Source organism: Cytobacillus solani, assembly GCF_001420595.1.
Classification (GTDB): Bacteria; Bacillota; Bacilli; order Bacillales; family Cytobacillaceae; genus Cytobacillus; species Cytobacillus solani.
On the sequence record NZ_LJIX01000006.1, the window covers coordinates 651,619 to 665,202 of the forward strand.

At 39.1% G+C, this 13,584-nt stretch carries 8 protein-coding genes and 1 pseudogene; 5 read left to right on the plus strand and 4 right to left on the minus strand.

Annotated features, from left to right (window positions below; genetic code table 11):
- Nucleotides 1-24: 24 nt before the first annotated feature.
- The 4 genes from gcvPA to AN957_RS04980 all read left to right on the plus strand — a co-directional run bounded on the left by gcvPA (nucleotide 25) and on the right by AN957_RS04980 (nucleotide 7,845).
- Nucleotides 25-1,413, plus strand: a complete 1,389-nt coding sequence (gene gcvPA / locus AN957_RS04965) for an aminomethyl-transferring glycine dehydrogenase subunit GcvPA (protein ID WP_056682633.1) — start codon at nucleotides 25-27, stop codon at nucleotides 1,411-1,413.
- Between the two features lie 16 nt (nucleotides 1,414-1,429).
- The gene (gene gcvPB, locus AN957_RS04970; RefSeq protein ID WP_056682636.1) at nucleotides 1,430-3,031 is read left to right on the plus strand and encodes an aminomethyl-transferring glycine dehydrogenase subunit GcvPB; all 1,602 of its coding nucleotides are present in this window, start codon (nucleotides 1,430-1,432) and stop codon (nucleotides 3,029-3,031) included.
- 417 nt (nucleotides 3,032-3,448) lie between these two features.
- A complete protein-coding gene (gene ebgA, locus AN957_RS04975; RefSeq protein ID WP_053479004.1) occupies nucleotides 3,449-6,505 on the plus strand; it encodes a beta-galactosidase subunit alpha in 3,057 nt (1,018 codons plus the stop codon).
- Nucleotides 6,506-6,672: 167 nt separating this feature from the next.
- On the plus strand, nucleotides 6,673-7,845 hold the full coding sequence (locus AN957_RS04980) for an ROK family transcriptional regulator (RefSeq protein ID WP_053479003.1): 1,173 nt from the start codon (nucleotides 6,673-6,675) through the stop codon (nucleotides 7,843-7,845).
- A gap of 65 nt (nucleotides 7,846-7,910) precedes the next feature.
- On the opposite strand, the gene AN957_RS04985 is transcribed toward AN957_RS04980, so the two are convergent.
- From AN957_RS04985 to AN957_RS05000, 4 genes and pseudogenes are all read right to left on the minus strand, one after another.
- Nucleotides 7,911-8,951, minus strand: a complete 1,041-nt coding sequence (locus AN957_RS04985) for an aldose epimerase family protein (protein ID WP_056682638.1) — start codon at nucleotides 8,949-8,951, stop codon at nucleotides 7,911-7,913.
- Between the two features lie 11 nt (nucleotides 8,952-8,962).
- Nucleotides 8,963-10,444, minus strand: coding sequence for a UDP-glucose--hexose-1-phosphate uridylyltransferase (galT, locus tag AN957_RS04990; protein ID WP_056682641.1), 1,482 nt, complete (start codon nucleotides 10,442-10,444; stop codon nucleotides 8,963-8,965).
- A gap of 119 nt (nucleotides 10,445-10,563) precedes the next feature.
- Nucleotides 10,564-10,659 (minus strand): annotated as a pseudogene (locus AN957_RS29070) (NAD-dependent epimerase/dehydratase family protein); the annotation flags it as partial.
- Nucleotide 10,660: 1 nt separating this feature from the next.
- Nucleotides 10,661-11,842 carry a galactokinase gene (locus AN957_RS05000; protein ID WP_056682645.1) on the minus strand — a complete coding sequence of 394 codons (1,182 nt, stop codon included), beginning with the start codon at nucleotides 11,840-11,842 and terminating at the stop codon, nucleotides 10,661-10,663.
- A 312-nt stretch (nucleotides 11,843-12,154) separates the two neighbouring features.
- On the opposite strand from AN957_RS05000, the gene AN957_RS05005 reads away from it, so the two are divergent.
- Nucleotides 12,155-13,414, plus strand: coding sequence for an MFS transporter (locus AN957_RS05005; RefSeq protein WP_056682648.1), 1,260 nt, complete (start codon nucleotides 12,155-12,157; stop codon nucleotides 13,412-13,414).
- Nucleotides 13,415-13,584: the final 170 nt, after the last annotated feature.

Consider the following 13,584-nt stretch of genomic DNA (forward strand, 5'->3'; position numbering starts at 1 on the left):
AATGATTGTTGGGAGGCTATACGAATGGTTCAAAAGGTACATCCATATATTCCAAATATGGTACCAAAAGTACAGGAAGAGATGCTAAAAGTTATTGGTGCTAAAAATATTATGGAGTTATATTCTTGTATACCAGATGAATTAAAGCTAAAAGAAAATATGAATATTCCACCTGCATTAACGGAATATGAGCTAAGACGTCATATCGAAGGTATTCTTAACAAGAATACGAGTACAAAGGAATATCTTAATTTCCTTGGTGCTGGCTGCTGGCAGCATTTTATCCCAGCTGTTTGTGACGAAATCAATCAGCGTTCAGAATTTTTGACGGCATATGCCGGGGAGCCTTATGAGGACCATGGACGCTTTCATGCACTGTTTGAGTATCAAAGTTTAGTAGCTGAATTGGTAGATATGGATGTTGTTAATGTTCCAACTTTTGATTGGGGGCAAGCAGCCGCTACATCTATTCGAATGGCAGCGAGAATCACTGGCAAAAAGAAAGTGCTGCTTACAAAGTCAACAGCACCAGAGCGCAGAGATATCATGATCAATTATGGCACACCAGATTTGCAATTTGAATTTGTTCAATTTGATGTAAAGACAGGTGCAATGGACCTCAAGGATTTAGAAGCAAAATTAACGGAAGATGTTGCCGCCCTATATTTTGAGAACCCATCCTATCTTGGATTCATTGAAGAACAGGGACCAGAAATTTCAAAGTTATTAAAGAATAATCAGTCTTTAATGGTAGTAGGAGTCGATCCGATTTCATTAGGAGTACTGGCACCACCTAGTCATTATGGTGCTGATATCATCTGTGGAGATCTACAGCCGCTAGGCATGCATATGAACTTCAGTGGAGGGCAGGCTGGTTTCATTGCTACTCGTGATGAAGTGAAGTTTGTGCAGGAGTTCCCATCAAGATTGTTTGGGATTGTTCCAACAGTGAAAGAGGGAGAGTACGGCTTTGGAGATGTTTATTATGATCGGACATCATTTGCCTTAAGGGAAGAAGGGAAGGAATCTGTTGGCACACAAACAGCATTATGGGGAATTACAGCAGGTGTTTATTTAGCTCTCCTAGGACCTGATGGGATGTATGAAGTAGGCCAAACCATTATGCAGAATAGCCAATATGCTGTACAGCAATTAAATCAAATTCCTAATATAACGGGATCTTGTTTGAATTCGCCATTTTTTAAGGAGTTTATCATTGATCTTAATCATACAGGACTCTCGGTAGAAGAATTGAATAAACGCCTGCTTGAAAAGAAGATTTTTGGTGGAAAAGACCTATCACGTGAATTTCCTGAGTTTGGTCAGTCAGCCTTATATTGTGTAACAGAAGTTCATACGAAAGAGGATATTGATTATCTCGTTCAATCAATTAAAGAAGTGATAGAAAAATAGAAAGGAGTTGTTAAATATGCAAAGGATTAACCGTACAAACAAAACGCGTGATTTCCACCAAGCGAAATGGAATGAACCGATTATTTTTGAACTCCATCAGCCGGGTGAGAAAGGGGTAGAACTGCCTCCCGTTAATAAAGAAGTGGCATTAGCGGTTGGTGACGGAATATCAGTTATTCCGGAAGTGATGCAGAGAAAAGGCAGACTAGGTCTCCCAGAGATTGGGCAGGCACGTGTGCTTCGACATTATTTAAGACTTTCTCAAGAAACATTAGGGTCTGATTTTAACGTGGAAATTGGCCAGGGTACTTGTACGATGAAATACATCCCAAAAATTAATGAGCTGTTGATTCGTGATCCAAAAATGATGGAGCTACACCCATTGCAAAATGAAGAAACAGTTCAAGGGATGCTAGAAATATTCCATAAGCTTGATTTATGTATGCGGGAGATTTCAGGCATGGACTATTTCTCCTTCCAGCCTGGCAGTGGAACACAAGCATTGTTTGCAATGGCTTCGATTGTACGAAAATATCATGAATCAAGGGGAGAAGGAGATCAGCGGAATGAAATTATCACAACCATTTTCTCTCATCCATCACAGGCAGCAACTGCAGCGGTTAAAGGATACAAAATAATTACTTTGCATCCGGATGAAGATGGTTTCCCTGATATAGAAAAATTAAAGGCGGCTGTATCCGAGCGGACAGCAGGCTTTGTTGTAGCAAATCCAGAGGATACAGGAATTTTCAACCCAAGGATTAAGGAATTTACTGATATTGTTCATCAAGCAGGCGGGCTATGCTTTTATGATCAAGCAAATGCAAATGGATTATTAGGCTTTACGAGAGCAAAAGAAGCAGGATTTGATATGTGTTTCTTTAATCTTCATAAAACCTTTGCAGCACCACATATGTGTGGAGGTCCAGCAACTGGCGCATTAGGTGTCATCACCAAGTTAAAGGAATTCTTGCCTGCACCGATCGTCGAACATAAGGATGGTAAGTATTCACTCCAATACGATTTAAAGCAATCCATTGGCAAGGTTCGCTCCTTCCACGGTGTCGCACAAACAGTTTTGCGGGCATATGCATGGATTCGTGCACTAGGAGCTGAAGGCCTGAAGGAAGTAGCGAAAATTGCTGTTTTAAATAATAACTATATGTATCACAAAGTACTAGCTATTCGCGGAGCCAGTGCACCGTATGTAAAGGGGCATCGTTTAGAGCAGGTTCGTTATAGCTGGGAGCAGATGACGAAAGAAACAGGTGTAACGACTGAGGATGTAACAAGAAGAATGACAGACTTTGGCCTGCATTACTGGACAAGTCATCATCCATATATTGTTAAGCAGCCTTTTACGTTAGAGCCTACAGAATCCTATTCCAAGGAAGACCTGGATGAATATATTCATGCGCTGGAGCAAATTTCAAAGGAAGCATATGAAAATCCGGAAATTGTTAAAACAGCTCCACATAATAGTACAATCCACAAAATGGATGAGCAAGATTTCCTTGACCATCCAGATAAATGGTGTATAACATGGCGGTCTTACTTAAGAAAAGCGGAAGCGCCCTGGTCATCGCCGTACAAACTGGAAGGACCGCGACTGAGATAAAGGAAACACGGTGAGCGAGAGCGAACCGATGTTGACTTATCGCAGGGAGGGGGCCTGAAGTTTGATAGGCGATAGGCGCTGAAGCTAGACATATAGAAAAGCGGAAGCGCCTTGGTCATCGCCGTACAAACTGGAAGGACCACGACTGAGATAAAGGAAACACGGTGAGCGAGAGCGAACCGATGTTGACTTATCGTAGGGAGTGGGCCTGAAGTTTGATAGGCGATAGGCGTTGGAGCTAGACAATTCTCTAACTCGAAAGTTATTCTTTTTTATCTTATAAAAAAGACGGCCGTATCTGAGGCAGCAAAGTAATATGGAGGATTAATTGAGATAACGATTATCTTTTAATAATAAAGGGGCAAGGTCCAATACTTGGTGGTTCGATTAAAGAATAACAACTAGGGAGTATGAAAAATGAATCATGTAAAAAGATGGGAAGATATTCAGATTGATGAAATAAATAGAATGGATGCTCGTGCTCATTATTTAAGCTATCCTTCCCGCAAAGCGGCAGAAACGGGTGACCAAGCCAACACACATTTTTATCAATGTTTAAATGGAACGTGGAAATTTGTGTATTTGGAGGCTCCCGAATATTGGGAAGAAGGCTTTTATCTAGATGATTTAGATACAACGGAATGGGATGATATGATTGTTCCAAGTAATTGGCAGCTTCAAGGATACGGAAAAATGCATTATTCAGATTTATGGTATAACTTCCCGATTAACCCTCCATACGTCCCAACAGATAATCCAACAGGCATCTACCGAAGGGAATTTGAATGGAATCGGCAGGCTGATGGGGAGCAGATCATTCTTCGTTTTAATGGGGTAGATTCTGCATTTGAATTGTACTTAAATGGTGTATTTGTGGGCTACAGCAAAGGAGCACGTATTCAAGCAGAGTTTGATATTACAGATATGATTCGTCAAGGTAAGAACAACATTACTGTTCGTGTGTTTCAATGGTCTGATGGAACCTATTTAGAAGATCAAGATATGTGGTGGCTAAGTGGGATTTTTAGGGATGTAGAATTATATTCTCGTCCCATTGCAGGCTTATATGATTTTACAATTAATACATTATTTGACCAGAAATGGCAGGACGCAGAGCTGCATGTTTCGGTAAAATTAACAAATCAGTTAGGACAGAGAATTGAATATGAATTAATCGACCAAAATGGGGAGTGCATTTTTCAACTAGAAGAGGATGCGGATCATCCCATTTGCCAGACCATTTCCTCTCCCTTAAAGTGGAGTGCAGAAACGCCAAACCTTTATCATTTATATATGACAGTAAAGGATAATGGGGGGAAAATGATAGAGGTCATTCATCAGCATGTTGGTTTTCGTTCCATTGTTGTTTCAGGAGATACATTCCTTGTCAATGGCGTGGCGATTAAAATAAAGGGTGTGAATCGTCATGACTATAACCCAAAGACTGGAAGGGTTGTGTCAGAAGAAGAGATAGAGCGGGACATTATTATCATGAAGCAACATAATATTAATGCAATTCGCACGGCACACTATCCGAATTCCCCTTGCTTATATGATTTATGTGACCGGTACGGAATGTACGTCATTGATGAAGCAGATTTGGAATGTCACGGATTTGAACTAACAGGAAAGTATGATTGGATCAGCGATGATCCAGAATGGGAATTGGCATACGTATCCCGAATAGAGAGAATGATTGAACGAGATAAAAACCATCCTTGTATTATTATGTGGTCGCTAGGAAATGAATCCTCTTTTGGCCACAACTTTAGGTCAATGGCTAGACGCGCGAAAGACATGGACCCAACTCGGCTGGTTCATTATGAAGGGGATAGAGAATGTGAAGTGACAGATGTATACAGTACGATGTATACATGGTTAGAGTCACATGGAAATAGGCGTACGATGGATCAAATAATAGAAAATAGCAAAAAGCCGCATATTCTATGTGAGTATGCACATGCAATGGGGAATGGCCCAGGGAATCTTAAAGAGTATCAGGATTTATTTTATAAGTATGATAAACTTCAAGGTGGATTTATTTGGGAATGGTTTGATCATGGAATTGAAACGGTCTCTGAAGATGGGAAAGTGTATTATCGTTATGGAGGAGACTTTGGTGATGACCCAACGAATGGGAACTTTTGTATAGATGGATTAATTATGCCAGATGGTACACCATCACCTAGTTTACTAGAGTATAAAAAAGTCATTGAACCTGTGCAAACAGAGTGCATAAATCTAGAAAAGGGTCAATTCAAACTTATCAATCGCTACGATTTTTTAGCACTGGATCAGATTGAATTAACTTTATCCTATTTCGAGGATGACAAACTTTTGGTATCTTCAATAATGGAACTGCCAAGTATACAAGGACGGGAAACAGCCGAGATTCAATTATCGCAAGTGCCGGATATAGGGAAAGTCAATGGGGCTAAATATTTTCTTGTATTTTCCTATCGATTAAATCAAGATACTCCTTGGGCGAATAAGGGGCATGAATTAGCAAATGCCTCCTTTATTCTATCTGAAACAGAGAAACAGCCAAAAGAACATGCTGATGGAGAACTTTACACAACAAAAAGCGGAGCATTTATTACCGTACATGGCAGTAAGTTTACAGTTACATTCGATTGTGTAAAAGGTTTGATAAAAGAAGTCACGCGAAATGGGAAGGTCCAGATTGAAAAAGGTCCGCAATTCAATTTCTGGCGCGCGCCAATCGATAATGACATGTATTTGATAGATGATTACCGTACGAAATATTTCATGCATTTAGGTCATGAGAGAGTAAGAAATATTCAATATGACTTGAAGGATGGCATATTTGTGTGGCAGACAGATACCTATTATGGCACGACAAATAGCTCGTGGTATTATCAACTTCATTACCAATACAAGATTTATCCAGATGGCGATATAGTATGTAATATTTCAGGGATCGCTTCAGGGATGAAAGAAAATGCCCCAGAAATGATTCCGCGATTAGGTGTGCAACTGCAATTGAATAAGGATTTCACTGATGTACAATGGCGAGGAAGAGGGCCTGGTGAAAATTACGCAGATTCTAAACAGGCAAATCATATAGGTGTTTATCATAAAAATATTAATGATTTGTTTGTTAATTATGTGAAACCGCAAGAAAATGGCAATCGCTCTGATTGTGATTGGGTAAGTGTTGCTGATCAATCATCAAATGGGATAATTTTCACTACGAATGAATCCTTTAACTTTCAAGCATCTCATTATGAGGTACATGATCTTGAAAAGGCAAAGCATACGATTGATTTGAAACCAAGAGATTATGTCGTTCTACATCTCGACAGTCAACAAAATGGACTCGGAAGTAATTCCTGTGGCCAGAATCAGCTTGAAAAGTATCGCTGTAAATTTGAAGATTTTTCACTGTCATTTAAAATTTCATTCTATTGCTGTAAAGAAACTTCAGCGGTTGAGCTTGGACGGATTGGGTAGAAAGTGATAAGTCATATAATGAATGCGGACGGCGGTAATTCGTCGTCCTTTATATTTGTTTTGATTATTATATAAAAGTCTGCGTTTTTAAAAGTATCTTAGTTAAATTAATTAACTATTGGTATGTGTTATAATAAGAGAAATGTTAGTTTTTTGGAGGATTTTCGATGCAGCGTGGCACATTCAAATTAATGAAGTCAGTAAATAAATCAATCGTGTTGAATAAAATTCGTCTATCTGAGCCAATTTCACGAGCACAGATTGCGAAAGAAACGAGTCTTACTCCCCCAACGGTCAGTAGTATTGTTAAAGAATTAATCGATCAGGGATTAGTAAGGGAAAGCATGCTTGGTCACTCAAGTGGAGGACGCAAACCGACTATGCTACATATTCATACAAATGCTTTTTATGTCATAGGGATAGATGCGGGACCGGAGAAAGTCGAATGTATCCTCACTGATTTAACAGGTGAAATTATTGAGAGAACCTCTAGTTTGCTATCAAAACCTATCACAAATGAACAGTTTCTTTCTGTTTTAAAGGAAAGTATTCGTGAAATTTTACAAATATCAAATGTGAATCAAGACAAAATTATTGGAATCGGGATCGCTATGCATGGGGCAGTGGATATAGAAACAGGCACTTCACTTGTAGCCCCGATATTAAACTTAAGAAATATACCAATAAAAGCAGCACTGGAAGAGGAATTTAACCTAACGATTAAAGTGGAAAATGATGCACGGGCAATGGCATTGGGAGAATCATGGTTTGGAGGACATGGTGAGGTAGATAGCATGGTAGCAGTGAATATTGGACGTGGGGTAGGGGCTGGAGTGATCATAAATGGAAAATTATATCATGGGGCCCAAGGAATTGCTGGTGAGCTTGGCCATATGACGATTGATATAAATGGAGACGTTTGTGAGTGTGGAAATCAAGGCTGTCTGCAAACGCTCGTAAGTGGTTCTTCGATTGCAAAAAGGGCAAGAAAGCAGGTAATGAAAGGCGAACTAACTGCTAAAGAAATATTTGAATGTGCTCAAAATGGGAATCCAGCTTGTATTCACTTACTACAGGAAACAGGTGAGATGATCGGAATCGGTTTAACCAATTTAATTCATCTCGTTAATCCTAGTAAAATTGTCTTGGGAGGGGGAGTGATGAAGAGTGAAAAATTTATTATGCCAGCTCTTCTCGAAACGATTCAGCAAAGGATTTTAACAACTGAGGCGAAAAAGACAAAAGTGACTGTCACAAGGTTGGGAGACGATGCGACATTGTTGGGAGCCGTTGCTTTACTGTTGGTCGAATTATTTGATCCATTGGGGAAAATAGGCTGACCCTATATTTAAGGGGTCCAGCCTATTTTTTTGGTTTGATATGTTCAATAGCGAAATAAAAACCACTAATGCTTTAGTTTAAATGAAAATACCGTCTGCTTTTCATACTTTTCTCCAGCTTGTACAATTACACTAGGAAACCCCTGATGATGTAAGGATGCTGGTGCAGCTTGGGTTTCAAAGCAAATACCGAGATATTTCCGCGTGGGGCCCTCTCGTAAAGTCCATTCCGTATCCATCGCATTCGAGGTATACATGACCATTCCTGGTTGATCGGTTTTTACTGACATCACGCGCCCGCTGATTGGATCTTCTATGGTTGCCACCGCTTCTATCTTATTGTCAAAAAAGAAATAATGATCATACCCATTTCCGACAATCCTATTTTGCATAAAGGTACTGTTAAACCCAGTGCCTAGGACAAGGCCACTATTACGAAAATCAAAGGGAGTCTCATCGACATCAACTAGTTTTCCAGTAGGTATTAATTCTTCATTTAATTCAGCAAACCTGCTGCTTGCTATTGTAACATGATGATCTTGGATTGTATTTTTTAAATTTCCACTCAAATTAAAATAAGAGTGATTCGTCAGTGTAAGAGGAGTCGTTTGATCACAAGTTGCAGCATAATCAAGAGAAAGCTGATTCTTATTATTTAGAGTATAGGTTATCATCATATCTAGGTTACCAGGATATCCAGCTTCACCATCGACACTTTTATAGGTTAGTTTTAAACCAATTGCGTCTTTTGTTTGAAAGGGGACAGTATCCCAAATGACGTGGTGAAACCCATTTGGACCCCCATGCAAATGATTTTTTCCATTATTAGCTGCTAGTGGGTAGGTTCTATTTTCCACTTTAAAGGAAGCACCTTGAATTCTGCCTGCAACTCTCCCAATGATTGCACCGAAGTAATGAGGGTTAGATTCATAGTCTCGATAATCTTGATACCCAAGGACGACATTTTCAATGTTCTCTTTTTGATCTGGAACCATTATTTTTGTAATGATACCGCCGTAGTTTAAGACATTCAGGGAAATACCACTGTTATTTGATAATGTATATTCCTTCCATTTTCCATTCGTTACTTTTGTCGTTATTCTCATCATTCTTCCACCTATTTGTTCAAAGTATGAATGAATCTCTTAAATGCTTCATGTTCTTTAAATACTCCAGCATCTTCAAGGCATCTTACAAATTTCTTTCCAAGCTCTTCTAGTAAAATGGAATCTACTTGTTCTTTGTTCGATCGAGTTCCATACTTTGCTTTCAATTGCTTAGCCCATTCAGAATGATAGTCGGCGACTTGATTGGATTTTCCTAATAAGACTTTCTGAATATCAGATATTTCATCCTTTAATCTTGGTGGCAGTACAGCTAGCCCCATGACTTCAATTAGCCCAATATTTTCCTTCTTGATATGATGAACATCTGCATGTGGATGGAAAAGACCAAGCGGGTGTTCGGAAGTCGTTCGATTGTTTCTTAGCACCAAATCAATCTCGAAAATTCCATCACGATTTCTTGCGACGGGGGTAATGGTGTTATGTGGCGTATCCCCTGTATATGCTATGATATTTGCTAGCCTATCAGAATACCCTCTCCAAGTTTGCAGGATGTCATCAGCAGCGTTGACAAGGGTACGGATATTCGTTGCCCGTAAGCGAATGACAGACATCGGCCATTTAATGACAGTGGCTTTAATAGCTGGATAGCCCTTTAACTCAAAAGAAAAAGCATCCACTGCTCGAGTCATTGCGAATTCATAGTTTCCGCCTTGGTAATGATCATGGCTTAAAATAGAGCCCCCGACAATGGGTAAATCGGCATTTGAACCAATAAAGTAATGGGGGAATTTCACAGTAAAAGCAAGTAATCTTTCAAATGCCTCTCGATCTATTTTCATCGGACGATGTTCCTCGGAAAATAAAATACAGTGTTCGTTATAGTAAACATATGGTGAATACTGCAAATACCAATTCTCCCCTAATAGAGGGACACGGATGACTCTGTGATTGGCGCGTGCAGGATAATTTGTTCTTCCTGAATATCCTTCGTTTTCTATACACAAAAGGCATTTTGGATAATTATCTGCATGTTTCTTCATATTATGTTCTCGCTTAATTTGTTCGGGGTCCTTTTCAGGCTTGGATAAATTTATAGAAATATCCATTTGACCGTATTGAGTATCTACTTTATAGGAAATATTTTTCGCGATTCGATTTAGCTGGATGTAATTATTGTTTTTGCTCAGGTTGTAAAAATAATTGGTCGCAGCGATTGGTGAATCCTTATATTTTTGCTCGAATGTTGCATTGACAACGGAAGGCCTTGGTACAAAGCAATTCATAATATTGGCTGCAAGTATTTCCTTGTCATCAAAAACATTTTGGATCACGTTTTCCTCAATCGCATAAGTGATGATTTTTTCAACGAGATTTGGGATAGTATCCATGCTGATAGAAACGACAGCTTCTGGAAAGTTTTCCAAGCCTAGTAAACTCATCAAGCGGTTACGAACAAAAAATTGATCGGTTGGTTCAATTAAATCTACTTCTAAAGCCTTCTGAATGAGTTCTGTTATATACTGGTAAATCATCCGTTAACTTCCTTATCGTAGCCTTTTGGATGAGTAGAATGCCACTTCCATCCATCTTTAATCATTTTTGTAACGGAGGTTCGGGTTGGATTCCAGCCTAATACTAGTTTTGCTTTTTCTGAGCTAGCAATAACCACATTCTTTCCTTGATCAATTAATTGATAGACTGCGTGGGAGCCGATATAACCAGCTCCACCTAAAACGAATACACTCATATTAGCACCCCTCTAAGATTTCTTTTGCGCCGTAACCGATCGAAGCAGTGTAAAAGGTTACGTCATAGCCAATCTTTTCTTTATAAATCGCGTTAATAGTATATTTAAACTCATTTACTTTGTTTTTTTTAACAATGGCAATTGCACAGCCGCCAAAACCAGCACCTGTCATCCGTGCGCCTAAAACGAAATCTTGTTCCCAAGCAGTCTCAACAATCGTGTCAAGCTCAAGACCTGTAACTTCATAATCATCCCTTAATGATTGATGCGATTCATTCATTAATTTTCCAAAATGATAGAGCTCCCCTTGTTGTAGTTTTTCCAGTGCTTCTAACGTTCTGGCGTTTTCGTATATAGCATGCTTTGCGCGCTTTTGATGGATCTCATCACGAATAAGATGTTTATGTATCTCAAATTCTGTTGGCGTTAAATCGCCTAAACTACTAATAGAAAGTTTCTGCTGTAAATCGCTTAATGCCTGTTCACATTGGATTCGTCGCTCGTTATATTTCGACTCAGCTAATGTTCGTTGTTTATTCGTATTGATAACCATAATGACATAATCATTCAATCCAATGGGGGCATATTTGTACTCTAATGTTTGACAGTTTAATAGGATTGCATGATCCTTTTTGCCCATACCGATGGCAAATTGGTCCATAATCCCACTGTTCACCCCAATATAGTGATTTTCAACCTTTTGTCCAAGGCGGATCATTTCCATCCGATCCATTTTTAAATCAAATAATCCATTTAGTAAAACACCTGTTGCCAGTTCAATTGATGCGGAAGAGGAAAGTCCAGCGCCATTTGGGATATTTCCATAAAAAAGGATATCAGCACCTTGAAGAATGTCGCAGCCTGCTTCTTGCATAAATAGAGCCATTCCTTTAGGATAGTTAGCCCAGTTGTCCTTTTCATTAAAAGCTAATTCAGCTAAATTGCATTCGATTACACCGGTTTCTGGGAAATTCAACGAATAAAAACGAAACTTTTGATCATCCCGTTTGCTTCCTAATGCATATGTGCCATAAGAGATAGAGGCTGGGAAAACATGTCCGCCGTTATAATCTGTATGCTCGCCGATTAAGTTAATTCTTCCAGGAGCAAAAAAGGTTCTAGGAGTCTTTGTCGTATGAAAAATCGACTGAAACTCACCCGTTAAATTGGCTGTTTGGCTCATTTATGCTGCCTCCTTAATGAGAAGCAAAGGGACGGTTCTCTTGCTTCATTATCATAATAACTTAATTAATTAATTTAATTAAGTTATATAAAGTTTACTACTTTTTATTCGAGTACGCAATCATTGTAAGGGGTTGGAATGATTGGGTTTGTTGGATTTGGTTGTGCCGCATAGGGCTAGATTGCTTATCGGTTCAACCAAACCGTTAGAATAATCCGCCTTTCTTTATTTTAATTTATTTTAAAAACTTCATTTCTACCTAGAGCGGAACTCCATATATATAAGAGTAAAAGCTTACAGGGGTAGAAATCATTGGACAAACAACATAGTCGATTTAGATGGGTTGTATTTGCTTCTGTTCTGCTGACTTATTTATTAATGGCGAGCCAGCGGACAGCTCCAGGATTAATTACAGACCAAGTGATGAGGGATTTTAGTGTAACTGCATCAACGATCGGGTTACTGACAAGCATTCAATTTTTTGTATACACTAGTTTGCAAATTCCAATGGGAATATTGGCTGATCGTTATGGACCCAATTTTTTTCTAATTATCGGTGCCATCCTTACGGGTTTAGGAACAATCATTTATAGTCTAGGTACACATGAAATTGTGCTGTTTATTGCTAGAGTACTTACGGGGACAGGGGATGCGACGATCTGGGTCAATATGGTGTTAATTTTGGGCCAATGGTTTAAAGTGAAGGAATTTGTGCGCTTAATTGGAATAGCAGGAATGACTGGAAGTCTTGGCTTCCTTTTGGCGACTGTTCCTTTTTCAGCATGGATACATTTACTTGGCTGGAGGGCAGCATTTTTTTCAGCGGGCCTTCTATTATGTTTTTGTGGAATTCTTCTTTATTATGTACTCGTACAAAAGCCAAAACAAATTCTTCTTAGCGAATCAGTTTCTGTCAAAAATCAGTTATCACGTGAAAAAACGTCGGTTTTATTACGCAGAATATTTTCGAATCGGCAGGCATGGTCATTATTCTTTTGTCATTTTGGTGTTGTCGGCGCATATGTAGGATTTATCGGTTCATGGGCTGTGCCCTATGGCATGAATGTATATGAAATGACACGTTCTGCTGCAAGTCAGCTCATAATGTTTGGTCTTATCGGTGCACTTATTGGTGCGCCTCTGATGAGTTGGATTTCAAGCCGATTGGCAACAATTAAACGGCCCTATGTTGTTGTGCATATCACTATATTATTTAGTTGGTGCACTTTTTTATTTTTTAAAGGAAATCCGCCAGTTCTGATGCTTTATATGCTTTTCTTTCTAATTGGTTTTGGGTATGGAGCCAGTGCCTTAACCTTTGCTGTTGTACGTCAGACCTTTCCGATAGAGGAAGCTGGCGTAGTCTCTGGTGTTGCGAATACGGGCGGTTTTTTAAGTGCCGTCTTGCTGCCGAGTATTTTTGGAATGGTATTGGATCATTTTCAAAATGCTTCAAGTAGTATTGGTGATGGATACTACTACGGTTTCATCACTCCAGTTCTCTTCTCCATTCTTGGTTTGATTGGAGTAATGTCTATAAAGGAAGAGCGTCGGGCAACAGACCAATCATAGAAATTTTGAATATTTGCTAGAAGAATAGCTTTTTTGGGTAGTTAGATTTATTTCTTTATCTCACACTGCTTGCTGCAAAAGTAAATTCTAATAGATTAAATGATCCCCTTACTATAAGGGGGTTTTTTAAAACTAATGAAAGGGGCATAATTGTTCCTGCTAACGCACAG

Bases quoted from the DNA above. Each gene is read 5' to 3' on its own strand.
- gcvPB (WP_056682636.1), top strand. From the start codon at position 1,430: ATGCAAAGGATTAACCGTACAAACAAAACGCGTGATTTCCACCAAGCG.
- AN957_RS04980 (WP_053479003.1), top strand. From the start codon at position 6,673: ATGCAGCGTGGCACATTCAAATTAATGAAGTCAGTAAATAAATCAATC.
- galT (WP_056682641.1), bottom strand. From the start codon at position 10,444: ATGATTTACCAGTATATAACAGAACTCATTCAGAAGGCTTTAGAAGTA.
- AN957_RS05000 (WP_056682645.1), bottom strand. From the start codon at position 11,842: ATGAGCCAAACAGCCAATTTAACGGGTGAGTTTCAGTCGATTTTTCAT.
- AN957_RS04985 (WP_056682638.1), bottom strand. From the start codon at position 8,951: ATGAGAATAACGACAAAAGTAACGAATGGAAAATGGAAGGAATATACA.
- gcvPA (WP_056682633.1), top strand. From the start codon at position 25: ATGGTTCAAAAGGTACATCCATATATTCCAAATATGGTACCAAAAGTA.
- ebgA (WP_053479004.1), top strand. From the start codon at position 3,449: ATGAATCATGTAAAAAGATGGGAAGATATTCAGATTGATGAAATAAAT.